This is a genomic window from Marinomonas spartinae, from assembly GCF_900089775.1.
Classification (GTDB): domain Bacteria; phylum Pseudomonadota; class Gammaproteobacteria; order Pseudomonadales; family Marinomonadaceae; genus Marinomonas; species Marinomonas spartinae.
Genome location: NZ_FLOB01000002.1, coordinates 466,747 through 492,109, shown reverse-complemented (window position 1 = coordinate 492,109; position 25,363 = coordinate 466,747). Strand labels below are relative to the sequence as shown.

Below are 25,363 nucleotides of genomic sequence, written 5' to 3'. Positions count from 1 at the left end.
TGCTTTTAAAAAGACACTTCCTGTAATGGCGCAGATTGTTGCTTACCAGACGAACGCTTAGACGGATTTGCTTGCTCCTGCTGTGCTATTTCCTCATTGATAATACGATTAATAACACGGCGAGATTGTACCCCTCCGGCATCAATATCAAGTTTTAATAGCTGATAGTCAGGAAAAGCCAGTAAATTCTCTTGTTGACGCTCCAACACCTCTAAATCTTCAGCAAAAATTTTGCCCTGTCCTTCACGAATAGAGTCCGTTAAGGCTTGATCTTCGGGCTTAAAGTGTCGTGCCATTCCCCAAAAATACCAGATAGAGGTTTCGGTTTCAGGAGTAATGAAGTCCACCACAACACTACCAGCTTTTTTGTTTGCTGGTGCTTCAAAACCACCATGACCAGCGTGGGCAACACCAACATCAATTAGTACATGGGAAGGCGGGGTAAATCGACAGATTTGCCAACGATCTACAGGCACATCATCGGCTAAACCGTTAGCTCGAAGAGCGGCTTTCCAGAATGGCGGAGCCATAATATTTTCCATATACCGACTAGTAATGACAGTATCGCCTTCTACTTTGGTTGATACAGGTGATTCATCGATTTCTTTTTGGCCGATACTGGTGGCATGTACATAGGTTTCGTGGGTCAAATCCATCAGGTTATCAACCATTAAGCGATAATCGCAATTGATGTGGTATAACCCACCACCATAAGCCCATTCGGGGCTCACAGCCCATTCAAGGTGCGGAATCAACTCTTTATCGGCTTTGGTTTGATCGCCAGGCCAAACCCAAATGAATCCGTAGCGCTCTTCAACCGCGTAAGACTTCATACAAGGAAAGCCTTGCACACGCTGCAGTGGCATCTCTTTCGTTTTACCATCCGCCCCCATCTTCAAGCCATGGTAACCACAGACTAACAGTCCGTCTTCCACATAGCCCAACGATAAAGCAGCCCCTCGATGAGGACAAAAGTCCAATACAGCGGCAATCTCATTATCGTGTGAACGATAAAAAGCGATACTCTCACCACAGATCTTGCGCCCTAGCGGTTTACTGCCTGCAACCTCATCGGACATCGCAGCCACATACCAAGCATTTTTAGGATAAATTTGTTCTTTCATGTTCTCTCTCCTTTTTATTTTTCTTTTGAAAGTGCTTCGTACGACGGCTGTACCTTGAAGCGCTTCACCAGAATAGCAACATTGGATCCAATATAGACAAAATACAGATAAAATAAAACATATTAAGCTACAATGGATCCAATACTTAATAGAAAAAAATAATGTTTTACAACACAACAGTTTGATTAATAAGCATTTATTGCGTTTTTCTTATTTTCCATCTTTACACTTTTTTTAATATAAAATGGGAATACATTACGCGACACCACATGCAACACAGAAAAGTATTAAGATAACCCCAACCAACACAAACAAAGGACAACCATGAGCAAACCCGGCCAACAAGTCATTAGCCGCCTACGACAAATGATTCTTTCTGGTGAACTTCCCGCTGGGCAACGCCTTGCCGAAATCCCCACATCAGAAGAGCTAGGCGTTTCCCGAACGCCTGTGCGCATCGCGTTTCGAACGTTAGAGCAAGAAGGACTGTTAACGAAACTTCCAAGGCGGGGCTATATCGTTAGGCAAGTGACTCAAGATGAGATAAAAGGCTCAATAGAAGTGAGAGGGGTATTAGAGGGATTGGCGGCACGACAAGCCGCTGAAATTGGGTTATCTGACGCTCATAAGGAAGAGCTAATCCATTTGCTAAAACAAGGGGATGCACTTTTCCTAAGAGGTACTATCAGTGAACAGGATCTTGAGCAATACCACGATATCAACAAACGCTTCCATCAAATTATTATTACGGCAAGCCGTAACCCTGCCATAGAAGAAGCATTGAGCCGCAATGAACACCTGCCTTTTGCCTCCATCAGTGCGTTAGCATTCGACAAAAATAATTTATCGCGAGAATATCGACGATTTAACTTTGCTCACATGCAACATCATGCCGCCGTCGATGCCATCATTCATGGACAAGGAAGCCGAGCGGAAGCCATCATGCGAGAACACGCCAATGCCACCCTAGGCTACGCCAAGATTTTCTGTGAACAAGAAGGCAATGAACACGAAATGCAAGTGATTGGTCGAGCTAGCTTGTAAACCTTTTTCGACCAACCATGCAAGGACACAGTGACAATCTAGGATAAGTCATGATTGCCTAACGACACTTCAAGAACATTGCCGCCTTCTCGAACGGGCTGACCCACCATTTCGTCGTAAGCACTTTGATGAACTAACACCATCTTAGCAACTTGTTTGTCCTTAAATAGCGCCTGTAGATCCAACTTGTTATGGCTGGTTAAGCAACGCCCTTTGTCATTCATTACAAACGATTCTTCTCCATCCAAAACCACTGATAACTGATACAAATTCGACTCAAGGGAATGAATTTTGACCTTATCAAATAACGCAACCTGATTAAGCTCTTCTAGGGTCATAGCATTGTCCTATCTTCTAGTGAAAAACAAAACTGTCTCAACAACTGATACGTTGTCACTATGTCACTGGTTTACTTTTTTTGCGTCACATCAAGTGAAATGTAAACCCATCACGTTTTCACAGAATAACCGTATATCTCATGCTATGGTTAAAGAGTGAATATAAAAAAACGTCTACCCACTAGAAAAGGAGAATTCCCTTTGAACAAAGAGCAGCTGCATGAACTATATGCCTACTCTAGCGATGTCGAACACGCGCTCAAACGCATGCAATGCGCCATTGAAAAGCCTGAGAGAACGCTAATCGGATTAACAGGTGGCCCAGGGTCGGGGAAAAGCACGTTAGCAAACTATTTATCATCACGCATGGCTGAAATTCAGCCAGGACAAATGATTTGTCTCTCTATGGATGGCTTTCATTACTCTAAAAAAGAACTCAGTTTATTTTCTAATCCAGAAGAAGCCTTTTCTCGTCGAGGCGCCCCGTGGACATTTAACAGCACGGCTTTTATCGAGCGCCTAAAAAGGGTAAAGCATGGTTATCAAGAAGAGGATGTGGCTTGGCCAAGCTTTGATCACCAAGTGGGTGACCCAGTCGAAAATGATTGCCTTATTTCAAAAGACATTAAATTAGTCTTCGTAGAAGGGCTGTATTTACTTCACCAAGAAGATGGTTGGGCAGGTTCTACTGCGCTTTTTGATCAGCATTGGTTTTTAGATGTTCCCCTTGAGATCGCCATAGAGCGTTTAGCCCAGAGACACATGCAAGCATGGGGATATACTCATGCTCAAGCGATATCAAGAATCCAAAACAACGATGGTTTAAATGCTGGTATTGTCGCGAAAAGCAAGTCAAAAGCAGACTGGATAATAACCATTTAATCCCTAGCTTTTTCCAGCTTAAGCTAACTGAACGCGGTTAGCTTATCCTACCTCTTAATCTCCTACTGTATAATTTATTATGTATTCTGGTCTGCAATGGTATCAGCACTGCGCTCAAAAGTGAGATTAAGTCGAATAAACATGCCTTTGATTGCCTCAACTTGCGTTGACTCCCCTACCGCAGAGACCAATTCATCGTAGAGTAAAGCACTTGTTTTGTTAAACTCATCATCATGCTTACCTTTTGTCGCTAATAAGAAGGCATCGGCTAAGGCATTCTGCCATTTATCTAAGGATGCCAAATGCTTGCCCGCTAAGTTTTCACAGATTGAATGCAAACGAATCGAAACATGACCCAGATTGAGTGCACTCAAAGCAAGATCCGTAATGGCACGAGATTTAGAGCCTTGGTCATAATTGGTTAGTCGTAAAAGCCGATCCGCCATACGTCGGTTATACCAAGCCACAGGTGTCGCTTGCTGATTAATATCTAATAAGTCTTGATAGGTCGCCTTAAAAATTCGATGCACTAATAACTGAACACTCGGCCCTCTGATTAAATGAAACACCCAAAACAGAATACATACCCCAGTAAAAATAGCCATGGCGGCACTTAGGGTATAATCAATCGAAAAAGGTCGAGCCATCCCCCTACCGGGACTGACTAAAATGGAAAAGGGTATACAAAAACCCAATCCATAGGGCAAGGTTTGTCGGTCAGCGAGCAGTAACAAACCAACAAAGTAAGGGCCGGCTAACACAAGAAGAAGAATTTCCAACTGCCCCGAACTTTGCGATAGCAAGTTAAGAGCATAGAAAAGCGTAACGAACACAGCCACTACCACGCCAATCAACAAACGCTTCATTACAACGCGCAGTATAACGAGCGGAATACGCGCTAACATAATAGAGAACATTACCGGCAGGATCATAATCATCAAGGCCGCGCTCGATCCAGTACTCACCCAAATAGTAGCGCCAATTAAAAATACCACACTAGTACGAAACCCCGTAATCACTCCCGCCAAGGGGTCACGATAGCTTTGCATTCTTGGTTCATTGAGTAATCTACTATCTCGCTCCTCTAACGCTCGATAAGCCCGTAACAACACAGTCAAATCCGAGGTAATTTCCGAGCCTATATTGATAACATGCCTTTCAAAAGGCTGCTCTGCATCGTTATTGGCTCGAAAGTCAGCAAGCTCTCGACGCAATATTTTTACTTGGTCTAAGCAATAATTAAAATCGTCTGATTCTGCAATCTGAGTAAATGCCGTTCTCAAGCGGTCTATAAGCTGGGTCAGGGTGGGGGTCATTAATTCATAATGACGCCGCTGTAGCCGGCCAAAAATTTGTATCAATGCAAGTAGAGACAATACTTTTTGACATAACTGGTTAGCCGCTCGGGAACGTCCAGGCCCTTTTGGTCCTTCGTAACTCACGGCACTGGAATCCTCACTAACGACCCCAAGCGTCGTCATAATAGCATCGATTTGTTGATGCCGAGCCTCATGAGAGCCTTCTTTATCCAGCTCCGTAACGAGATAGCTCAATGTCTGATTAATGACTGACCGAGACTGTCGTTGCAGGCTGTTTTTTACTTTCATCGGCCAAAACAAATGACTGACAATACCCGCACAAATCGAGCCGATAATAATTTCACTCATACGAGCTTGCGCCACATTAAAAACCGCCTGACTGCTGGCAGCAGCGGGGTTGGCCATCACTAAAATAATAATAATCGCCGCGGTCACCCCCGCCATGGCAAACGCATAAATAAAATTAGCTTGGCGTACCATCACAGACAAAGCGGAATTAATGCCTAACCATAACGCTAAAACACCTAACCCCAAATAAGGGTATGGCATTAGCTGGGTCATGACCAAGATGCCAAACAAGCCACCAACGATTGTGCCGACAATCTGACAAATGGCTTTTTCAACAACCAACCCCGTTTCTGGGCGCATTTGCAAAAACACAGCCGATACTAATGCCCAATAAGGCCGATCAAGGTTTAAAAACAAAGAAACAGTGAGTGCCATGGCCATCGCTATGACACCTTTCAGTGCAAAAATAATCGCCTGCTTTTCAGGAAAAAACAGATTCCGTAATACGAGGCCCAAATTCGTCTCCTTACTGCTTCGCGAGATGAATTGTAGCCGTCATACCCGCGCTGAGGTGAACACCTTTTGGCAATGGATCCAATTTGATATCAACTGGAATACGCTGAGATAAACGCACCCAGTTGAATGTTTGCTGAATTTGCGGCAAAAGCTGGCCATTACTTTTTGTATTTGTATCCGCAATGGCTTTACCAATACTCACCACATGACCCGTTAATGGTTTACCACCACTGAGTAGCGTTATCTTTGCCTTTTGATTTAAATGAACTAACGGTATTTTAGTCTCTTCAAAATAACCCGTTATATAAAAAGAGTCTGACTTAACAATGGCAAACACCGGTTTACCTTGACCTACATAATTACCTTGATGTAGGTTCAAGTTAATTATATAGCCTGATACGGGGGCATAAACTTCCGTACGATTTAAATTTATTTGTGCTGACTCTTGTTTGGCTTTCGCTAAATCATACTTAGCTTTGTCTACTTCAGCGCTGATTCGTGAGGATTGTAAATCCTCTACACTAATAGCTTTTTGACGACTCAACTCTGAACGTCGCTCATATTTGTGTTTAGCCAACTGCCAAGAATACAAGGCAATTTCCGTATTAGCTTTACTCTGATCTAGTGCCGCTTGATAGCGTTTTTTATTGATAGAAAAAAGTAAATCGCCTTTTTTCACTGGTTGATCATTGACAATGTTCAGTTTAGTCACCCAGCCAGAAACATCTGGGGCAACCGTGATAATATTGGCCCGCACACGTCCATCTCGCGTCCACGGAGAATGCATATAATCATTCCACACCCAGCGCCCTGATAATATCGCACACACTATCACCAACAAAGTGATCAACATTCTTATTGACTTCGTCATTGAGAAAACCTTCCTCCTAATAGATACACGGTTAAAGCTAAATAACAAACGAATAAAGACACTTCAAACCATGCCACTTTCCAAATACGGTCATGCCAATCTAAGCGATGTAAAACGAAACGGGTACAAGCCGCCATTAAGAAAGCAATAGGACAATAAACGACCAGCGGGCTAAACTCTAATCCACCTAAAACAACAGCCTGAAGCATAATGAATATCCTGTCATTATAGAATTCGGGAGGGAGATCGAGGAAATAACTCGCTTGCCATTACCAAAACAAGCAAATTCATCTCCTCTCACTAAGCATAGAATTATATCGACCTAAAACCAAACAATTGTGCAGCTAACAACGAAATAAAAAACAATTATAAAAGCTTTTTCACGAGCAAATGGCAATAGAAAAAAGCAACCATCGTTTGTGCTATACAATACAGATAATCATGACAAAGCAGAACAATTAGTCAGTGAAAAAACGTACGATATTGTCAAATGCCACTTGGCAGTATAACTCGTAGCTCTGTTTCTCAACATAGCCGATATGTGGCGTTGCCAAGACATTTTGCAGAGATAGTAATGGATCTGCCGCCCCTAGAATGGGCTCTTGCTCAAACACATCCACTGCGGCAAAACCGGGATGGCCAGAACCTAGTGATGCGAATAATGCACCCTGTTCAACTAATTCAGCACGACTGATGTTTACAAACAACGAATCTGGCTTCATTAATGAAAGGTCGGCCTGTGTTACCACACCAGTTGTCGCTTCGTTTAATCTTAGGTGCAAAGACAGTACATCGGCTTGAGCGAAGAAGGCCTGTTTAGACTCAGCCGCTAAATACCCCATTTCCTCTGCTTTTTGGCGAGAGGATTCACTCCCCCATACCATTACCTTCATACCAAATGCCGTCGCATAGCGGGCAACACGTTGACCAATTTTACCAAAACCCCAAATCCCGAACACTAAGCCCTCAAGTATTCGGCCTAGGCCAAGAGAACCTGATGATTGCCACTGCCCCTCTTTTAGGCCACTTGCATAAGGCACAATATGACGTGATGCCGCCATCACCAATGCCCAACATAATTCTGAAGGCGCAACAGGAGATCCCACTCCTTCAAGAATGGTGACACCATGGCGCTGACAGGCGTCCACATCAATGTGATTACTGATTTTTCCAGTTTGACTGATGACCTTTAAATTAGGTAAAGCGGACAAAAACGCTTCATTAATTTGCGTTCTTTCACGAATCAATACCACACCATCAACCGAGCCTAATGCCTTAATTTTCTCTTCTGGCGTCAATATATCACTGACGACCATCACCTCATGCCCTGCCAATAAGGGCATACAATTAAGATCTTTAATCACATTTTGATAATCATCCATAATGGCAATTTTCATACTAGCTCCTCTCAAGCCACATCATTATTAGGAAAAGGCAAACGCGCATCCATTTGCCACTCAATATTAAGCTCCGCATACGCAGGATGACGCCATAAAGATCCAATCGCCACCAGTTTATCCCCTGTTGCCTCACTAATAAAAATATAGGGAAGATGATCTCGCCACCAATTTGGAACCGATAAATCATTAAGCCATTTCTTTAGTTTACGGTGCTGACCATTGCCCATCAACAACTCCCCTCCTTGAGGACGCGCCTGCAACTTACAGAATCGACTTTTACTCAATCCAGTGATGCGTATTTGATCAAAGGCACGGCGTAACCAATTCCCTTCTAACAGAGGGGCTAGGATAACCGGTTCATCGGCAGGAAGAACATACATCACATCATGGTGACGTCGAATCCTTGCATCGGGCAAAATAAACTCTGGTTGCTTATCCCGCTCCCCCATCATCATTCTTTCGATATTTTCTAACTGCGGGTACGGTAATGAGATATGCTTTGTTTGCAAGAAATGCTTTAACCAGAATAAACGCTCTTCTTGGTTCTTATCTTTTAAGAACGACAACATTAGGCCATTCCATTGATCACACCAGCTACGCAACTGCTGCTCAGATAACACCTCTAACATGGCATAGTCTGTCGCTATACGCTGCGAGCTCGAAACAATACGTTGCTCAAGATGAGGAAAATGCTCTTCCAATCTAGGCAATACTTGATGGCGTAAAAAGTTCCGAGTAAAACGCGTGTCTAGGTTAGATTCATCTTGAACCCAAGACAATTTTTGTAGCTCGGCATAACGCAAAATATCGTCTTTTGAGACATCAATAAACGGTCGGATCAATCGTGATTTTCCTAACGCCCTTTCCATCGGCATACCCGACAAGCCTTTGCCCCCCGTACCACGCAATAATCGAAATAATACGGTTTCTACTTGATCTCCCCGATGGTGTGCCAACAATAAAACATCATTCACATCGAGGGTTTGTTGAAACGCCTCATAACGGGCGTTACGGGCCGCTTCTTCAATTGAGGCCTGAGTCTGTAACTGCACACGGTGGGCAACAAAACGTACCCCTAAGTCTTGGCTAACACTTTGACAATGCATCAACCACTCATCAGCATGCTCGCTTAATCCATGATGCACATGCACCGCTGCCAGTTTTTGACGTTGATTATCATCAAGCGACTCATATAAGACATGTAATAAAACATGAGAGTCCACTCCACCGCTGAACCCAACCCACACTGTATCCGCAGAAGAAAACACGCAGTCTATCCAATCTACACAAAAGGTCAGCGGGTCAGAAGCACTCATTGGCGACATGGGTAAATCACACTTCAACATTCTCTCCCAAATATAAACCTATTTCAGGACGGGACAAGGCAAACAAAAAAGCCCCCTGAAATAGGAGGCTTTTCGCGTCAAACAATGATTATAAACCGTAAGACATCAAACGATTATAACGACGAGCTAATAGCTCCTCTTCTGTCAGAGCATCCATACGTGCCAACGCGGCTAACACACTTTCTTTTAAGCTATGAGCGATTTGCTCATGGGCCACATGGGCGCCCCCCATTGGCTCTTCAATAATAGTATCCACAAAACCTAACTCTTTTAGACGTTGCGCAGTGATTCCCATGGCTTTTGCTGCATCTGAAGCACGCTCAGCACTCTTCCAAAGGATAGATGCACAGCCTTCTGGAGAGATAACAGAATAAGTACCATATTGCAGCATCATCAACTCATCACACACCCCAATTGCTAAGGCTCCACCTGATCCACCTTCACCGATGACCGTTGAGATAATGGGCGTTTTAAGACGGGACATGACAGCCAGATTATAAGCAATTGCCTCACTTTGGCCACGCTCTTCCGCCCCAATACCAGGATAAGCCCCAGGAGTGTCAATCAGAGTAATGATCGGCATGTTAAAACGCTCTGCGGTTTCCATCAGGCGCAACGCCTTACGGTACCCTTCTGGACGAGGCATACCAAAGTTCCGCAATACTTTTTCTTTCACTTCGCGGCCTTTTTGATGACCAATAACCATCACAGGACGACCTTCTAAACGAGCGACACCACCGACAATGGCACGATCATCGGCGTAATGACGGTCACCATGCATTTCTTCAAAATCTGTAAATACGTGTTGGATATAGTCCAGAGTGTAAGGACGTTTAGGGTGACGTGCCAATTGTGACACTTCCCAAGCACCAAGATTGCTAAATAAACTTTGTGTGAGGGAGACTTTTTTCTCTTCAAGACGACTAATTTCGTCACTGATGTTCAGTTCATTGTCGTTGCCGACTAAACGCAACTCTTCAATTTTTTGCTCAAGCTCAGCAATCGGCTGCTCGAAAGGGAGATAATCTAAATTCATAGTTAATTACACTGCTGTTTGGTTGCCATCAAATACAAAGGCAAAAGACATTTCGCCATTTGCTCTGTCGGCGCGCTCATTGCCGCGCTCGATTGTACAAATTATAAAATGGGGCTAAGTATACACTAGCTGAACATTTTGTTTACCGTATTGTTTCTGAAGTTCGTGAATTAATTCATCATCTGGACGAATTTTCCAATTCGAACCCAGTCGAATGTCGCCACAGGCCTTATCTGTATCAAAGCCAATCACTACATCACAACCGTCGCCACGAAAAGGCTCCATGTATTTCGCCAAATTCTGAATGGCAGTCTGGGTAACACTTTGCGCTGTCCACGTTATACGTAACGCTTCCACATAACGCACTCGCGCTTGTGCTATATCTAAGACATTTCGAGCAATGACTTTTTGTCCACCACGAAACTCGTCGACCGTAATTTCCCCTTCTACCACGACCACTTCATCTTTTACAATGACGTTTTTAAAGGTTTCAAAGTTATCTGGAAAGACCGTTACTTCAATTCGAGCAGAACGGTCGTCCAACGTCACAAAAGCAATATTGCCTCCTTTCTTACTTTTGGTAATACGAAGATCAACAATCAAGCCTGCCATGACTTGGGTGTCCCCTCGTTTCGGTTGTAGATCCACTATGCGGGCACGTGCAAAGCGACGAATTTCCTTTTCGTACTCATCTATTGGGTGACCTGTTACATATAGACCTAATGTGTCTTTTTCGCCATCTAAACGCTGACGACCAGGCCATTCATGCCTAATACCAATTTCATCGTAGGCATTTTCGGTGGTTTCCTCCACCGTAATACCAAATAGATCCATCATACCAGCATCGTTATCTTTAGCGGCTTGATCGGCTCGTTTTAGAGCTTCATCGATTGAAGCAAACAAGGTTGCCCTATTCGGCCCTATCCTATCAAATGCACCTGACCGAACCAACGCTTCCATAACACGCTTATTCACCTTCCGACCGACACGCTGGCAAAAATCGAAAATATGTTTAAATGGGCCGTCTTTACGAGCCTCGACAATGGCTTCAATCGGGCCTTCCCCAACGCCTTTAATCGCCCCCAATCCATAAACAATCACACCCTCTGGGGTGACGGTAAATTTATACATGGACGCATTGACTGAGGGAAGTTCAAGCGGCAAATTCATGGATCGACACTCTTCCACGAAAATCACGATTTTATCGGTGTTTTGCATATCGGCCGATAAGACCGCTGCCATAAACGGCGCAGGATAGTGCTTTTTCAACCAAGCCGTTTGATAGGAAACCAAGGCATAAGCAGCAGAGTGAGATTTGTTAAAACCATAACCAGCAAATTTCTCCATCAAATCAAAAATGTTACCGGAAAGGTCTTTATCTATATTGTTTTTGAGTGCCCCCTCCATGAAGATCTGACGCTGCTCGGCCATGACTTCTGGCTTTTTCTTACCCATGGCGCGGCGTAATAAATCGGCCCCCCCTAGGGAGAATTTTGCCAATACCTGGGCAATCTGCATAACCTGCTCTTGATACAAAATAATGCCATAAGTTGGCTCAAGAACAGGAATCAAATCTTCGTGCTGATAATCTGGGTGCGGGAAAGCAAGCTCTGCACGGCCGTGCTTACGGTTAATAAAGTCATCTACCATGCCTGAACCCAGAGGTCCAGGACGGAACAAAGCCACCAAGGCGATAATATCTTCAAAGCGGGATGGCAATAGCTTCTTAATCAACTCTTTCATGCCACGGGATTCAAGCTGGAACACCGCCGTGGTTTCCGCACGCTGCAATAAGTCGTATACCGACTTATCTTCTAGGTCAATTAGTGCGATATCGAGTGGTGGCTTACCTGCAACCTCGTGAATGGTATTGATGTTTTTTACCGCCCAATCCACCACAGTCAGTGTCTTCAGACCTAAGAAGTCGAACTTAACCAGCCCGGCTTCTTCCACATCGTTCTTATCGTATTGTGTGACGAGACCAGAACCATCCTCTTCACAATAAAGCGGAGAGAAATCCGTTAATTTAGTCGGTGCGATGACCACACCACCTGCGTGCTTACCAAAGTTACGCACTACCCCTTCCAGTGAGAAAGCCATTTCCATCACTTCTGCTGCGTCTTCATCACCCGCGAGAAACTCAGGTAAAGCAGGTTCCTCTTCCAGAGCTTTTTTCAGCGTCATGCCTATTTCAAACGGAATCAGTTTAGAGAGTTTGTCACCTAAACTATAAGGCTTACCTTGTACACGCGCCACATCCCGTACCACGGCTTTCGCCGCCATTGCACCAAAAGTAATGATCTGGGAAACCGCATCACGACCATATTTACGCGACACATAATCAATAACTCGGTCGCGGTTATCCATACAGAAGTCGATATCGAAGTCAGGCATGGAAACACGCTCTGGATTCAAGAATCGCTCAAACAGCAAATCGTATTCAAGAGGGTCCAAATCGGTAATTTTAAGGGCATAAGCCACCAAAGAACCTGCACCAGAGCCACGACCAGGACCCACCGGAATGTCGTTATCTTTTGCCCATTGAATAAAATCCATTACGATCAGAAAGTAGCCTGGAAACCCCATCTGATTGATGATATTGAGCTCAAAATCAAGACGATCCCAATACTCCTGGCGACGCTTCTCAATTCGCTCACCGTATTTATTCAGCAAAAAATCAAAGCGTTCTTGCAAGCCATCGTAAGAGAGCTTTTTGAAGAAATCTTCCATGGTCATGCCATCTGGCACAGGGAAGTCAGGTAGGAAATATTTCCCAAGCAAGACATCCACATTACAACGTTTAGCAATCTCAACAGTGTTTTCCAGGGCTTCTGGGATATCTTCAAACAATCCCTGCATCTCTTGCGCGGTTTTAAAATATTGCTCTTCAGAATAAAGACGTTTACGACGCGGGTCATCCAATGTCACACCATCATGAATACAGACACGCGCTTCATGGGCTTCAAAGTCTTCACGTTTCAAAAAACGTACATCATTGGTTGCCACAACAGGACAACCCAACTCATTCACCAACGGCACCACAGCATGAATAAAGCGTTCTTCTCCCGGACGACTGGTACGCTGTAATTCAACGTAGAAACGATCTGGAAATACCGACATCCAATAAGCCAAGCGCTCCTTGGCTTCCTCTGTATGTTCTTTTAACAACAATAAACCAATGTCACCAAACATCGCACCAGATAAGGCAATGACATCTTCACTGTTTTCTTCCACCCATTCGCGCTTAATAATCGGACGGCCTTCTACTTGACCTATCTGATATCCTTTGGAGATAACCTTAATGACGTTTTTATAGCCTTTGTTCGACATGGCAAGTAAGGTTAGTCGAGATCGCTCTTCAACCACACCGTCAGCCTCAAGAACAATATCAGCACCACATATTGGTTTAATACCTTTGTCCATCGCGCCTTTGTAAAAACGCACAAAACCACAAAGGTTATTCTCATCCGTAATCGCTACAGCGGGCATGGCCTGAGCCTCTGTCGTGCCCAGCAGACCTTTAATTTTCACTAAGCCATCTACCAGAGAAAACTCGGTATGGACACGTAAATGGATAAACGATGTCGACAAAATATTATCCTTCTAAGATTTTCTTTACAGGGCCAAATGATCGCCTATGAATAGGTGTGACGCCATGTTCTTTTAGCGCAGCAAGATGCATTGCCGTAGGATAGCCTTTATGTTTTTCAAAGCCAAATTGCGGGTAATGCTCAGCCATTTTAACAATGTCTCTATCACGTGTAACTTTTGCCAAAATGGAAGCAGCGGATATGGCCATATGACGAGCATCTCCCTTAACAACCGCTTCAGCAGAGCAAGGCAAATCTTTCGGAATACGGTTGCCATCCACCAAAGCATACTCCGCTTGAATCGGCAGTTGGTCAATGGCTCGTTTCATCGCCAACATACTAGCATGGAGGATATTTAACTCATCTATTTCTTCTGTGGAAGCACTCGCAATGGCATAAGCAAGTGCTTTCTCTTGAATCTCAACAAATAAAGCTTCGCGCTTTTTTTCACTGAGCTTTTTAGAGTCAGCCAACCCATCAATTTTGTTGTTTGGATCTAATATCACTGCCGCCGCAACCACTTCACCAGCTAGGGGGCCGCGTCCTGCTTCATCCACACCCGCAACAAGATCGCCAAAATACACGTTACTAACAAAAGGTTCCATTAGGGCGTTCTTCCTTGCAGCATATCTACGATTGCTTTAGCGGCTGTCTGACCAGCATTCTTGCGCAACATGTCATGCAAATCATAGTATTTATGCTGAATATTTTTATCACTCAAAAAGGCCTGCCAAGTCTGTAATAAACGTCGAGACATGTTTTCTGGCGTTGCTTGATCTTGAATTAACTCAGGCACTAAAGCCTCGTTTGCCAATAGATTGGGCAAAGACACATAAGGCACTTTTAGCATTCTAGACATAATAGCATAGGTTAACTTGCTGAAATTATAAGCAACAACCATGGGACGCTTAACCAACATGGCTTCCAGTGCAGCCGTGCCCGATGCCAATAAAACCGCATCACTAGCAGCCATCACCACTCTCGATTTACCGTCAATGACAATGGCTTCCATATGGGCTTCGCGCAAAAGAGCCTCAATTTGCTCTTGCCGCTCTTGATTGATCGCAGGTATCAAAAAAATTGCCTTAGGCTGCTGTTGCTTAACAAGCTTCATCGTTTCAATAAACAAAGGCGCCAAACGCGCAACTTCACCGCTACGGGATCCAGGTAAAATAGCAAATACAGGCCCCTCTATATGTGTCGGTAAATTAAGCTGCTCTCTCGCTTGTTTGGCATCACTCTCTAGGGAGATCTCATCCGCTAGCGTATGCCCAACACAAACAACAGGAATATTATGTTCATGATAAATAGGCAGTTCAAAGGGAAACAAGGCTAACATTAAATCAACGGACTTTTTGATTTTGAAAATACGTTTTTGACGCCACGCCCAAACAGATGGACTCACATAATGGATGGTTTTGATACCTTGAGCTTTTAGTTTACGCTCTAATGGTAAATTAAAATCAGGAGAATCAATGCCAATAAAAGCGGTTGGCGAATCATTAATACATAACTGAAATAACTGTTTTCGGATACCTAACAACTCTCTTAAGCGCCCCAATACTTCAAATAACCCCATCACAGACAGACGATCCATCGGCACCAAGCTTTTTAAGCCTTGAGCCTCCATCAAAGGACCACCAATCCCTTCAAATAACGCATCGGGCTGCAGTTTCTTTAGGTGAGCAATGAGACTTGCTCCTAGAATATCACCTGATGCCTCACCAGCCACTATTACATAACGTGTCACTGACGCCATTTCATATCTTCCATCTTTAATAATAAAAAACCCCGAAATAATCCGGGGTTTTTATAGAGCTATTTTTGGGCTATCGGATGATGCCACGTTTAGAGCGCCGAATTGACAAAACAAATTCTGCTACATCTGATATATGATAAATATCATCCTGCTCAATATCGTGCAAAGCACGCTCCAAGGTTAAACCTTTTAAATAAATGATTTTATAAGCCTTTCTTAGGGCTCTAATAACATCTTGAGACACACCACGGCGGCGCATCCCTTCGAAGTTCATACCATGCGCTTTTGCAGGACTGCCAGACACCATCATAAACTGAGGAATATCTTTTGCCACCATGGATCCCATGCCACACATGCTATAGGAGTTCACCTGACAAAACTGGTGAATTCCAGTGTAGCCACCAAAAATCACAAAATCCCCCACTTTTACATGACCAGCTAAGGCGGCGTAATTCGCAAAAATATTATTATCACCAATAATACAATCATGCCCAACATGGGTGCTTGCCATAAAGAGATTATGGTCGCCGATCTGAGTTATACCATTATCCTGAACAGTACCACGATGAATTGTCGCATTTTCTCGAATAACATTATGGTCACCAATCACGAGCTCAGTCGGCTCACCTTTGTACTTCTTATCTTGGTTTGCTTCACCAACAGAGGCAAATTGATAAATTTCATTATTCTGGCCAATGGTCGTATGGCCGTTGATCACAACATGAGACTTAACAACGCTATTAGAACCAATCTTTACATCAGGCCCAATAACGGAAAAAGGCCCAACTTCTACACTTGGATCGATTTCGGCTTTTGGGTCAACTAAAGCTGTTGGGTGTATTGCCACTTATATCTTCCTATCTGCACACATGATTGTTGCGGCACAAACTAACTCACCATCAACCGTTGCTTCACATTCAAATTTCCAAATACCACGCTTTTGCGTGAGGATCTTAGCTTCTAATTGTAGACGATCTCCAGGCACAACAGGACGTTTAAATCGTGCTTTGTCGGATCCAACAAAATAATAAATAGAACCATCAGCAGGTGTTTTATCACTCGTTTTAAAGCCGAGAATACCCGCAGCTTGCGCCATGGCTTCAATAATCAACACCCCAGGCATCACGGGGTGATTAGGGAAATGACCATTAAAGAATGGTTCATTAATGGTCACATTTTTATAAGCTATAATGGACTCATTCAAATGCAGTTCAACAACACGATCCACCAGTAAAAACGGATACTTATGAGGTAAGTATTGGCGGATTTCATTCACGTCCATCATTTATTATCAACCTTCTCTAATAACTTATTAACTTGTTGTTTCAATTGCGCAAATTGCTTTGCCATATCATCAATTCTTCTAATACGAGCCACGGTGCGACGCCATTTACTCGTTGGTTCCATTGCTATCCCAGAAGAGTAAGACCCTGCCTCTAAAAGAGAGTGAGTAATCATACTCATACCTGTGATATGTACTTTGTCTACAACCGTAAGATGCCCAGCAATACAAACGCCTCCAGAAATAGTGCAAAAAGAACCAATTTTTGTACTACCAGCCACTACTGTGCACCCTGCAATGGCGCTATTATCACCAATTACAACGTTATGAGCAATTTGTACTTGGTTATCAATTTTAACACCATTACCGATAGTGGTATCATCTAGAGCCCCTCGATCAATAGTCGTACTGGCACCGACTTCTACATCATCACCAATAATAACACGACCAATCTGGCTAATTTTCTCCCAACCATCTTTTTTTGGTGCAAAACCAAACCCATCAGCACCAATGACAGCACCACTGTGTATGATAGCGTTGGCGCCTATAGTAACATCATGATAAATAGTCACATTAGGATAAATCGTGGAACTAGCACCAACTTTAGAGCCTCGACTGATCACACAACCTGCACCTATTACACAACCGCGCTCAATAACCACATCATCATCAAGCACTACATTAGGGCCCAATACGACATCTTCTGCCACTGTTGCCGTTTTGGATACAACACAGGTTGAATCAATACCAGACCAACCTTGTGTTGCTGGCGCAAATAAGTGAGAAAGTTTGGCAAAGGCTAAATAGGGATTAGCGACAATAATTGCGTTATTAACCAACTCAGCAATCTCATCACTTTTCACTAATACCGCACCTGCCGAGGTATCATAAAGTTGACTTTGATATTTAGGACTTGCCAAGAAACTCAATTCATGACTCGCCGCTTTTTCCAACGTCCCTAATCCAGAAAGTTGAAGATTAGGATCTCCCTTTACTTTGCCTTGAACTTTTTCCGCTAACTGCGCCAAAGTATAGCCCATGATTTACTTACCTTTATTAAGACGATCAATTAATGCTTTTGTAATATCGGAATCGGGTGCAGCGTATACAGCAACATCACGGTTTAACACTAAATCCAACTTACGTTTTTTAATGATAGCCTTTAATGCCGCTTCACCTTTTGGGGTCAACTTATTAATCACACTTTGCTCCAAGCCTTGGGCTTGACGCTGCATTCCTGCCGCCATAGAACGCAGTTGATTTTCACTTTGCATTAACTCCATACGACGTTTTTTTAAGTCTGCTGGACTTAAAGTTAGCTCATCTCGCTTCAACGCGTCGGCTTTTTTCTGAACTTTTTCTCGTTCACTTTTTAAACGCGCGTCCATTGCAGCAACTTGCTTTCTTGGTTCAGCCGATTCTTTTTGACCCATATTGCTCTGTAACAGCGCCGCTCTAAAATCCACAACCGCCACATTGTTTGCATGCACACAGCCAACCATGAATAAACCAACAAGAGCACCTAATATTTTTTTCATTCTCTATCTCCTCTCATACCCACTATTAATTATTAAAATGTCGTCCCTAACTGGAACTGGAAGAAGTCGGTTTTATCACCTTCTTTCGCATTTAATGCTTTTGCAATATTGAAAGATAATGGAGCAATTGGCGTAATCCAAGTCCAACTTAACCCCATGCTGTACCTCAACTCAGAAGGATCAAATCCCTCTTTACACATATTATTTGAAGGCAAGCAATGGGATGCAAATACGTTACCTGCGTCTAAAAATAATGCTGTCCGAACCGATTTGTGATCTTCTACACCAGGCATAGGGAAAATCAGCTCAGCTGTTGCTGTGGTTAAAATATTCCCCCCTAATGCAGACGGTGTACTCGTCGATCCTGGTGGATAAGAGTTTTTAGGTCCAAGTGATGAAGAACTGTAGCCGCGAACAGAATAACTGCCGCCAGCAAAATAGTTTTCAAAGAATGGCAGTTCATCGCTTGATCCATAGCCATTACCATATCCCACACGACCTTTTACGTGGAACAACCAAAGGTTTGAATTGTCAATGTTCCAATATTTCTGGGAGTTCAGACCTATTTTGTAATACTTTTGGTCACCTAATGGGGTTGACACTTGCAAACTCGCCGATGTCGAATAACCATTCGTTGGCAACACACCGCCGATCAAATCACTATCAGACCAAGTAATAGACCCTAATACATCATTATAACTATTACCGTACTTATCGATATAAGAACTGGTCTCAAGAGACGGAGTAGAGCCAAGTTTAACGGTGGTTTTCTTAACTGTCGCCCCAAAGGTTAAGCGCTGGGTATCAGAAATAGGATAGCCATAGCTTAAACCTAATCCAATTTCATCTAATTGGTAGTCCTCTACATCATCCGCTGCATAATCACTGGTTTGATAGAAAAGCTGTACGCCTCGGCTAACCCCATCAACAGTGAAATACGGGTTAGTGTAATTAATGGCGTAGTTAGATGTTTTATTTGAGCGCTGTGCATTAAAAGCAAGCTTGTTGCCTGTACCTAAGAAATTAGACTTAGAAATACCAAATCCTAGCACGACCCCATCAGAATCAGAAAAACCAATACTCGCCTGAATACTACCTGAAGCTTGCTCTTCTACTGATACATCCAAATCCACTTCATCGGTTGTCCCTGGTACACGACGTGTTTTAACATCCACATTACTAAAGAAACCAAGACGCTCAATTCGACGTTTCGAGTCTTCAATTTCAGAACGTGTTGCTAATGCCCCTTCGAATTGCGTCATTTCACGACGTAATACTTCGTCTTGCGTCTCACTGTTACCACTAAACACAATACGACGCACATATACTTTTGGTCCTGGCGAAATTTGATAGGTCAGATTCACCTTATGATCGGGTAGTTTTTCGGGAATCACATTCACATTAGCAAACAGATAACCAAAGTCCCCTAACTTATTGGTAATATCTTCAATAGTCTTGGTTACCTTACTGCGTGAAAACACATCACCCTTTTTCTGATCTATCTGTTTCCAGACCAAATCTTCAGAAATAGGCAGACTACCATTCAGCGCAACTTTATTTACAGTATAGGGCTTGCCCTCACTCACATTAATAACCACGTAGACATTACGCTTATCTGGGGACACACTCACTTGACTTGACACAATTTGGAAATCCAAATAACCGCGGTCAAGGTAGAAACTTTTGAGACTGTCTAAATCCCCTTGAAGCTTCGCTTTGGTGTATTCATCCGCAGAGCTAAAGGGATTCCAAGAAGCGCCTTTAATGCCAGATTTAAAGTCTTTTGTGAGTTGCTCATCAGTGAACTGCTTATTACCAATAATATTAAGATGAACGATTTTGGCTGTTTTGCCCTCATCAATTTTAATAGCAACATCAACACGATTACGCGGCATTTTCGTCGTCGTCACGTCAACTTTTGCACTATAACGCCCTTGGGCATAGTATTGACGCTGAAGTTCTTGCTGAATTTTATTCAAAGTCTCTGGCTTGTAAATCTCTCCGACTTCCAAACCTGATAACTTTAAACCGCGCTTTAAATCTTTGGTTTTTATCAGCTCGTTACCCTTGATGGTTAAATTACCAATAGAGGGACGCTCTACTACTTTAAAAACCAGCACGCCCTTCTTATTTTCATAAGCATCAACATTACTGAAATATCCAGTATCAAAAAGCGAATTAATCGCCTTGTAGACTTCATCGGAATCATAAGGTTGCCCTTGATGAAAACCGATAAGATCAAAAGCTCTAGTCGATGGCATTTGCACCAAACCATCAATACGAACATCTTCTACATTTTTCGCGACACTTTGCACGCTTATTAAAGCCAACAATACAGCTGAAACGACTTTCACAAATACCTCTCTACAAACGGGCAATATCGTTAAAAATGGCCACTGCCATCAAAGTAAACAATAGAGAAGCCCCAACGCGATAAGCCAGTCCCTGAACTCTTTCAGATACAGGCTTACGACGAATCGCTTCAATGCCAAAAAATACCAAATGCCCCCCATCTAACACGGGAATAGGTAATAAATTAAGCACACCTAAACTTACGCTTAGGTACGCCATAAACGTCAAAAATGATTGCAAACCAGACTCAGCAGAAGCGCTTGCTACTTTTGCAATGGTGATAGGGCCAGACAAATTGTCGATAGATATTAGCCCATGCAGCATTTTCCCTATAGAAGAAACCGTTAACGATACCATCTTCCATGTCTGATCGGCACCATAAACAAGTGACTGAAGCAGACCAAACTCACGCTCTCGAATCAATCCCTGATCCCATTTTGGAGGAACAACCGCCAATCCAGCATACCCAACATCGCTCTTACCTCGAGCAACCGATTGAGGTATCAGCGTTAAATTAACCTGACGACCGGCTCGATCAACCATTACCGACAAACTTGAACCTGGGTGGTTCTGCACCTGCTGAACGAATTGTTCCCAATCCGTCACAGGCTGATTGTCAACCTTTATAACCTTATCTTTGACTTGAAACCCTGCTTTTTTCGCGGCGCCATCTTTCAAGACTTGAGCAATAACGGGCTCCACTTTTGGCTGCCAAGGTTGTAAACCAAAGGAGGCAATCAAATTCTTTGGCTCTTTACCCGCCATCCAACGATTTAAAAGGATTTTATCCTGTTTTGCTGACTTTTCATCAGCTTGGTAGCGAACGGTAATGGTTCCACTATCACCAATCAAGTCCGCTAACACTAAATTTACATCTTCCCATGAAGAGACTGGCTTGCCATTAATTGCCAGTAGTTCATCGCCAGAGCGAAGCTGAGTTTGCGAAACAGGAGAGTCAGGCAGTATTTTACCGACTTTTGGAACCAAATACTGAACGCCCATTAACGCCACTAAGGCGTAGATAATGATGGCTAAAATAAAATTAGCAATAGGACCAGCAGCAACAATAGCAATTCGTTGCCAAACAGACTTGTTATCAAAAGCCTGCTCTTTTAACGATTCAGGAACATTTCCTTCACGTCCATCAAGCATGCGCACATACCCACCTAATGGAATCATCGCTAATGTATATTCGGTTCCAGTTTTTCCAACATAACGAAAAATTGGCTTACCAAAACCAACTGAAAAACGCAGTACTTTCACACCACAACAACGTGCAACAAAAAAATGCCCAAACTCATGAAAAGTGATCAATACCCCTAAGGCAACAACAATCGATAAAATACTTTCGATCATAACCAATTTCTCTCAGCAATATACTGTTTCGTCATTACCCGTGCTACTTTATCCGCTGCAAACACAATATCAAGGGAATCAACGGATTGAATGTCAGTAGAATGTAAAACTGCACGATTTACCGTCGAGATATCCAAAAAGCGGATCCGCCCCTTAACAAACGCATCAACCGCTACCTCATTCGCCGCATTGAGAACTGCCATTGCCGTTCCACCAAGATACCAAGCCTCTGCTGCGAGCTGTAAATTAGGAAAGCGTTCTAAATCAGGCGCTTCAAAATGTAACGACGCTACTTTCACAAAATCCAATGGTTCAACACTGGTCGCCACTCGATTGGGCCAAGTCATACCATAAGCAATGGGCACCCTCATATCAGGATTACCCATTTGCGCAATCACAGACCCATCTCGGTAAGATACCATGGAATGAATAATGCTTTCTGGGTGGACGACTACATCCACTTCATTGGGCGTGACATTAAATAACCAACACGCTTCGATTAACTCAAGCCCCTTATTCATCAAGCTAGCCGAATCAATGGAAATCTTTTGTCCCATAGACCACTTGGGATGAGCACACGCTTGAGCCAATGTTACTTCTTTCATGGCCTCTAATGACCAGCTTCGAAATGGCCCGCCAGAGGCGGTCAGAACAATCTTACTAAAATCTCGCTTATGGGCTCCATGTTCATCTTGAGGGAGGCTCTGAAAAATAGCATTATGTTCACTATCGATCGGCAATAGAGTAACACCATGCTTAGCCACCTCATCCATAAACAACTGCCCAGCAGTCACTAACGCTTCTTTGTTCGCTAACAAAATGCGTTTTTTGGCTCGAATACCAGCAAGAGTGGGTTTAAGTCCTGCAAACCCCATAATGGCCGCCATGACTTGGTCGACTTGAGCGTCCTCAGCAATACTGTCTAATGCCTCGCTCCCCCACTCAAAAGAAATGGGCAGACCATCGCACAGAGTCGCCACGCGATCTCTTGCCTCCTGCGACCCCATAACAATCCGCTTTGGCAAAAAACGTCGGCAAATATCCGCCATCTTATCAACACTTTCGTTTGCTGATGCACAAGCCAAGAAAAACTTATCTGGGTGCTGCTCAATAATATTCAGTGTGCTTTGACCAATAGAGCCTGTCGCCCCTAACAAACAAACACCTTGCATTACAGCCACCCAAAGATTGTTAAAAGCAAGACAAAAATCGGAGCGGCAGCGGTCAGACTGTCCACCCTATCCATCACGCCGCCATGACCTGGAATAAGATGACTGGAGTCTTTCATGGACTCATGTCGCTTCAGCAAGCTCTCCATTAAATCGCCCAATATAGACACAAATACCGTCACCAAGCCGATTATAACCAGAATACCCCATGATCTGACATCAAATCCTACTTGATAGGAAAACAGTGCCACACCGATCTGAGTAAAAACCAAACCACCAAGCACTCCCTCCCAGGATTTACCAGGGCTTACTTTAGGTGCCAATTTACGTTTACCAAATGCCTTACCGGAGAAATACGCACCCGAATCCGCCCCCCAGATAAGCCCCATCAATACCAGAACCCACACGACAAAATTATTGGACTCTTTCAAGACCACCATGGCGGACCAAGTTGTGGTCAGTACCAAAGCCCCCAGAACAATTCGACTCCAACTAAATCGCCATAGTTTCAGAGATGGATAACAGACCACCCAGTAAAGGGCAACTAGCCAGACAAGAGGTGCAACATATAGAATACTTTTCTGCCATCCCCACACATGAACGACAAAGCACAGCCCTGCGATCACAATGGCAAAAACAAGGCGGGCCAATACAGATTGAACACCAGACAAGCGCGCCCACTCCCAACCGGCCACCAAGACAACCGTCCCCATCGCCAACATAAAACTGGTTGGCCCTAAAACAAACACGGCACAAATAAAGAGAGCGGCCATAACAATGGCACTTAGAATACGAGGAAATAACATGGTTTACCGACCACCATAACGACGTTGGCGATTTTGATAAATCGAAATGGCATCATCAAAATGCGCTTGATCAAAATCTGGCCATAAAACAGGCAAGAAAACAAACTCGGTATACGCAGTTTGCCACAATAAAAAATTACTTATCCGCTGCTCACCTGAAGTACGAATTAATAAATCAGGTGCCGGCAAATCTGCTAATTGAACATGATTAGCCAACATGGTTTCGTCAATGTCGTCCACATTAATATGACCAAGCACGGCCTGTCTAGCCAACTCTTTGGCGGCTTGAGCAACATCCCAACGCCCACCATAATTTGCCGCAATAACAAGCACCATACCGCTATTGTCAGCAGTCAGCGCCTCAGCCTTAGCAATCTCTTCTTGTAGGAGAGGACTAAAACCAGAGATTTCCCCCATAATTCTGAGACGAATTCCCTGTTGATTCATGCGCTTCACCTGCTTTCTCAATGAGCGCACAAACAGCCTCATCAAGCCGTCTACTTCAGACTTTGGACGTTTCCAGTTCTCACTGGAAAAAGCAAACAAAGTTAATACCCTGACGCCAGCTTTGGCGGCCATTTCAACCACACGCCTTACCGTGGAGGCCCCTGCAGAGTGACCTGCAATACTCGGGAGATGTTTCTTTTTTGCCCAACGATTATTACCATCCATTATAATGGCGATATGAGCAGGAACGACGCCAGAATGATCTTCTGACTCAGCCAAATCTGACATAACTCTACCTTAGTCAATAAAAAGGGCAGGACGATACCTGCCCTTTTTATTTAGATTTCCATCAAGTCTTTTTCTTTCGCAGCAAGACGCTCTTCTACCAAAGCGACATACTTATCTGTGACTTTCTGAACTTGATCCTGACCACGACGTTCGTCGTCTTCAGAGATTTCTTTCTCTTTGACTAAATCTTTCAAACTACCGTTTGCGTCACGACGAATATTGCGAATCGCAATACGACCATTTTCCGCTTCCGCTTTGGCTTGCTTAAAATAGTTACGACGTGTCTCTTCGGTTAACGCAGGCATAGGAATACGAATCAAACTACCGTTAGTAGCAGGGTTCAAACCAAGATCGGATTTCATAATGGCCTTTTCGATCTCAGGCACCAAGTTACTCTCCCAAGGAGAAACCCCTAAAGTGCGTGCATCTTCTACCGTAATGTTTGCCACTTGATTTAACGGTGTTTCAGAACCGTAATAATTTACTTTTACAGAATCAAGAATACTAGGATGCGCTCGGCCTGTACGAATTTTGTTAAAAGAAGACTCAACCGCTGTCACAGCCTTTGCCATTCTCTCTTCTGCATCTTTAAGAATGTCGTTAATCATAATT

General features: G+C 43.6%; 23 protein-coding genes. 2 read left to right on the top strand and 21 right to left on the bottom strand.

The features are described from left to right. Nucleotides 1-5 precede the first annotated feature (5 nt). Nucleotides 6-1,124 (bottom strand): aromatic ring-hydroxylating dioxygenase subunit alpha, encoded by a 1,119-nt coding sequence (locus MSP8886_RS06315; RefSeq protein ID WP_139063095.1) that lies wholly within the window; start codon nt 1,122-1,124, stop codon nt 6-8. 324 nt (nt 1,125-1,448) lie between these two features. Here MSP8886_RS06315 and MSP8886_RS06310 point away from each other — a divergent pair, with 324 nt between their 5' ends. Continuing rightward, nucleotides 1,449-2,168: a GntR family transcriptional regulator gene (locus tag MSP8886_RS06310; protein ID WP_067013843.1), complete on the top strand. Its 720-nt coding sequence runs from the start codon at nt 1,449-1,451 to the stop codon at nt 2,166-2,168. 38 nt (nt 2,169-2,206) lie between these two features. On the opposite strand, the gene MSP8886_RS06305 is transcribed toward MSP8886_RS06310, so the two are convergent. After that, nucleotides 2,207-2,506: a DUF6482 family protein gene (locus MSP8886_RS06305; RefSeq protein WP_067013841.1), complete on the bottom strand. Its 300-nt coding sequence runs from the start codon at nt 2,504-2,506 to the stop codon at nt 2,207-2,209. 201 nt (nt 2,507-2,707) lie between these two features. Here MSP8886_RS06305 and MSP8886_RS06300 point away from each other — a divergent pair, with 201 nt between their 5' ends. Beyond that, complete coding sequence (locus MSP8886_RS06300) at nt 2,708-3,388, top strand: P-loop NTPase fold protein (protein ID WP_245659045.1); 681 nt, start codon at nt 2,708-2,710, stop codon at nt 3,386-3,388. A gap of 77 nt (nt 3,389-3,465) precedes the next feature. On the opposite strand, the gene MSP8886_RS06295 is transcribed toward MSP8886_RS06300, so the two are convergent. The 19 genes from MSP8886_RS06295 to frr form a co-directional block, all read right to left on the bottom strand. After that, nucleotides 3,466-5,511 carry an FUSC family protein gene (locus tag MSP8886_RS06295; protein WP_067013839.1) on the bottom strand — a complete coding sequence of 682 codons (2,046 nt, stop codon included), beginning with the start codon at nt 5,509-5,511 and terminating at the stop codon, nt 3,466-3,468. A 10-nt stretch (nt 5,512-5,521) separates the two neighbouring features. Continuing rightward, nucleotides 5,522-6,382 carry an efflux RND transporter periplasmic adaptor subunit gene (locus tag MSP8886_RS06290; protein ID WP_067013837.1) on the bottom strand — a complete coding sequence of 287 codons (861 nt, stop codon included), beginning with the start codon at nt 6,380-6,382 and terminating at the stop codon, nt 5,522-5,524. Beyond that, nucleotides 6,379-6,591: a DUF1656 domain-containing protein gene (locus MSP8886_RS06285; protein ID WP_067013835.1), complete on the bottom strand. Its 213-nt coding sequence runs from the start codon at nt 6,589-6,591 to the stop codon at nt 6,379-6,381. Before MSP8886_RS06285 ends, MSP8886_RS06290 begins: the two co-directional genes overlap by 4 nt. 249 nt (nt 6,592-6,840) lie before the next feature. Continuing rightward, on the bottom strand, nt 6,841-7,779 hold the full coding sequence (locus MSP8886_RS06280; RefSeq protein ID WP_067013833.1) for a D-2-hydroxyacid dehydrogenase family protein: 939 nt from the start codon (nt 7,777-7,779) through the stop codon (nt 6,841-6,843). 11 nt (nt 7,780-7,790) lie between these two features. Beyond that, a complete protein-coding gene (gene tilS / locus MSP8886_RS06275; RefSeq protein ID WP_067013831.1) occupies nt 7,791-9,128 on the bottom strand; it encodes a tRNA lysidine(34) synthetase TilS in 1,338 nt (445 codons plus the stop codon). An 88-nt stretch (nt 9,129-9,216) separates the two neighbouring features. Continuing rightward, on the bottom strand, nt 9,217-10,164 hold the full coding sequence (accA, locus tag MSP8886_RS06270; protein WP_067013829.1) for an acetyl-CoA carboxylase carboxyl transferase subunit alpha: 948 nt from the start codon (nt 10,162-10,164) through the stop codon (nt 9,217-9,219). A gap of 114 nt (nt 10,165-10,278) precedes the next feature. Continuing rightward, nucleotides 10,279-13,755 carry a DNA polymerase III subunit alpha gene (gene dnaE / locus MSP8886_RS06265; protein ID WP_067013827.1) on the bottom strand — a complete coding sequence of 1,159 codons (3,477 nt, stop codon included), beginning with the start codon at nt 13,753-13,755 and terminating at the stop codon, nt 10,279-10,281. Between the two features lie 4 nt (nt 13,756-13,759). Then, on the bottom strand, nt 13,760-14,359 hold the full coding sequence (gene rnhB / locus MSP8886_RS06260) for a ribonuclease HII (RefSeq protein WP_067013825.1): 600 nt from the start codon (nt 14,357-14,359) through the stop codon (nt 13,760-13,762). Then, nucleotides 14,359-15,513, bottom strand: coding sequence for a lipid-A-disaccharide synthase (lpxB, locus tag MSP8886_RS06255; RefSeq protein WP_067013823.1), 1,155 nt, complete (start codon nt 15,511-15,513; stop codon nt 14,359-14,361). The genes rnhB and lpxB overlap by 1 nt, the downstream gene beginning before the upstream one ends. A gap of 70 nt (nt 15,514-15,583) precedes the next feature. Beyond that, nucleotides 15,584-16,360 (bottom strand): acyl-ACP--UDP-N-acetylglucosamine O-acyltransferase, encoded by a 777-nt coding sequence (lpxA, locus tag MSP8886_RS06250; RefSeq protein ID WP_067013821.1) that lies wholly within the window; start codon nt 16,358-16,360, stop codon nt 15,584-15,586. Beyond that, the gene (gene fabZ / locus MSP8886_RS06245) at nt 16,361-16,798 is read right to left on the bottom strand and encodes a 3-hydroxyacyl-ACP dehydratase FabZ (RefSeq protein WP_067013819.1); all 438 of its coding nucleotides are present in this window, start codon (nt 16,796-16,798) and stop codon (nt 16,361-16,363) included. Continuing rightward, nucleotides 16,795-17,835 (bottom strand): UDP-3-O-(3-hydroxymyristoyl)glucosamine N-acyltransferase, encoded by a 1,041-nt coding sequence (gene lpxD, locus MSP8886_RS06240; RefSeq protein WP_067013817.1) that lies wholly within the window; start codon nt 17,833-17,835, stop codon nt 16,795-16,797. The genes fabZ and lpxD overlap by 4 nt, the downstream gene beginning before the upstream one ends. Nucleotides 17,836-17,838: 3 nt before the next feature. After that, entirely contained in the window at nt 17,839-18,333 is a 495-nt protein-coding gene (locus MSP8886_RS06235) for an OmpH/Skp family outer membrane protein (RefSeq protein ID WP_067013815.1), read from the bottom strand. 32 nt (nt 18,334-18,365) lie between these two features. Then, nucleotides 18,366-20,687, bottom strand: a complete 2,322-nt coding sequence (gene bamA / locus MSP8886_RS06230) for an outer membrane protein assembly factor BamA (RefSeq protein WP_067013813.1) — start codon at nt 20,685-20,687, stop codon at nt 18,366-18,368. Between the two features lie 10 nt (nt 20,688-20,697). Then, entirely contained in the window at nt 20,698-22,041 is a 1,344-nt protein-coding gene (rseP, locus tag MSP8886_RS06225; RefSeq protein ID WP_067013811.1) for a sigma E protease regulator RseP, read from the bottom strand. Next, nucleotides 22,038-23,213 (bottom strand): 1-deoxy-D-xylulose-5-phosphate reductoisomerase, encoded by a 1,176-nt coding sequence (dxr, locus tag MSP8886_RS06220; protein ID WP_067013809.1) that lies wholly within the window; start codon nt 23,211-23,213, stop codon nt 22,038-22,040. Before dxr ends, rseP begins: the two co-directional genes overlap by 4 nt. Further along, complete coding sequence (locus tag MSP8886_RS06215; RefSeq protein WP_067013807.1) at nt 23,213-24,016, bottom strand: phosphatidate cytidylyltransferase; 804 nt, start codon at nt 24,014-24,016, stop codon at nt 23,213-23,215. The genes dxr and MSP8886_RS06215 overlap by 1 nt, the downstream gene beginning before the upstream one ends. Nucleotides 24,017-24,019: 3 nt before the next feature. Then, entirely contained in the window at nt 24,020-24,751 is a 732-nt protein-coding gene (gene uppS / locus MSP8886_RS06210; protein ID WP_067013805.1) for an undecaprenyl pyrophosphate synthase, read from the bottom strand. Between the two features lie 50 nt (nt 24,752-24,801). Next, nucleotides 24,802-25,359, bottom strand: coding sequence for a ribosome recycling factor (gene frr / locus MSP8886_RS06205; RefSeq protein ID WP_067013803.1), 558 nt, complete (start codon nt 25,357-25,359; stop codon nt 24,802-24,804). Between the last annotated feature and the right edge of the window lie 4 nt (nt 25,360-25,363).

What these genes read in the sequence shown, in the direction of transcription:
- MSP8886_RS06315 (WP_139063095.1), bottom strand. Translation starts at nt 1,124, where the DNA reads ATGAAAGAACAAATTTATCCTAAAAATGCTTGGTATGTGGCTGCGATG.
- MSP8886_RS06310 (WP_067013843.1), top strand. Translation starts at nt 1,449, where the DNA reads ATGAGCAAACCCGGCCAACAAGTCATTAGCCGCCTACGACAAATGATT.
- MSP8886_RS06305 (WP_067013841.1), bottom strand. Translation starts at nt 2,506, where the DNA reads ATGACCCTAGAAGAGCTTAATCAGGTTGCGTTATTTGATAAGGTCAAA.
- MSP8886_RS06290 (WP_067013837.1), bottom strand. Translation starts at nt 6,382, where the DNA reads ATGACGAAGTCAATAAGAATGTTGATCACTTTGTTGGTGATAGTGTGT.
- MSP8886_RS06285 (WP_067013835.1), bottom strand. Translation starts at nt 6,591, where the DNA reads ATGCTTCAGGCTGTTGTTTTAGGTGGATTAGAGTTTAGCCCGCTGGTC.
- MSP8886_RS06280 (WP_067013833.1), bottom strand. Translation starts at nt 7,779, where the DNA reads ATGAAAATTGCCATTATGGATGATTATCAAAATGTGATTAAAGATCTT.
- tilS (WP_067013831.1), bottom strand. Translation starts at nt 9,128, where the DNA reads ATGTTGAAGTGTGATTTACCCATGTCGCCAATGAGTGCTTCTGACCCG.
- accA (WP_067013829.1), bottom strand. Translation starts at nt 10,164, where the DNA reads ATGAATTTAGATTATCTCCCTTTCGAGCAGCCGATTGCTGAGCTTGAG.
- rnhB (WP_067013825.1), bottom strand. Translation starts at nt 14,359, where the DNA reads ATGGAACCTTTTGTTAGTAACGTGTATTTTGGCGATCTTGTTGCGGGT.
- lpxB (WP_067013823.1), bottom strand. Translation starts at nt 15,513, where the DNA reads ATGGCGTCAGTGACACGTTATGTAATAGTGGCTGGTGAGGCATCAGGT.
- fabZ (WP_067013819.1), bottom strand. Translation starts at nt 16,798, where the DNA reads ATGATGGACGTGAATGAAATCCGCCAATACTTACCTCATAAGTATCCG.
- lpxD (WP_067013817.1), bottom strand. Translation starts at nt 17,835, where the DNA reads ATGGGCTATACTTTGGCGCAGTTAGCGGAAAAAGTTCAAGGCAAAGTA.
- MSP8886_RS06235 (WP_067013815.1), bottom strand. Translation starts at nt 18,333, where the DNA reads ATGAAAAAAATATTAGGTGCTCTTGTTGGTTTATTCATGGTTGGCTGT.
- rseP (WP_067013811.1), bottom strand. Translation starts at nt 22,041, where the DNA reads ATGATCGAAAGTATTTTATCGATTGTTGTTGCCTTAGGGGTATTGATC.
- dxr (WP_067013809.1), bottom strand. Translation starts at nt 23,213, where the DNA reads ATGCAAGGTGTTTGTTTGTTAGGGGCGACAGGCTCTATTGGTCAAAGC.
- MSP8886_RS06215 (WP_067013807.1), bottom strand. Translation starts at nt 24,016, where the DNA reads ATGTTATTTCCTCGTATTCTAAGTGCCATTGTTATGGCCGCTCTCTTT.
- uppS (WP_067013805.1), bottom strand. Translation starts at nt 24,751, where the DNA reads ATGTCAGATTTGGCTGAGTCAGAAGATCATTCTGGCGTCGTTCCTGCT.
- frr (WP_067013803.1), bottom strand. Translation starts at nt 25,359, where the DNA reads ATGATTAACGACATTCTTAAAGATGCAGAAGAGAGAATGGCAAAGGCT.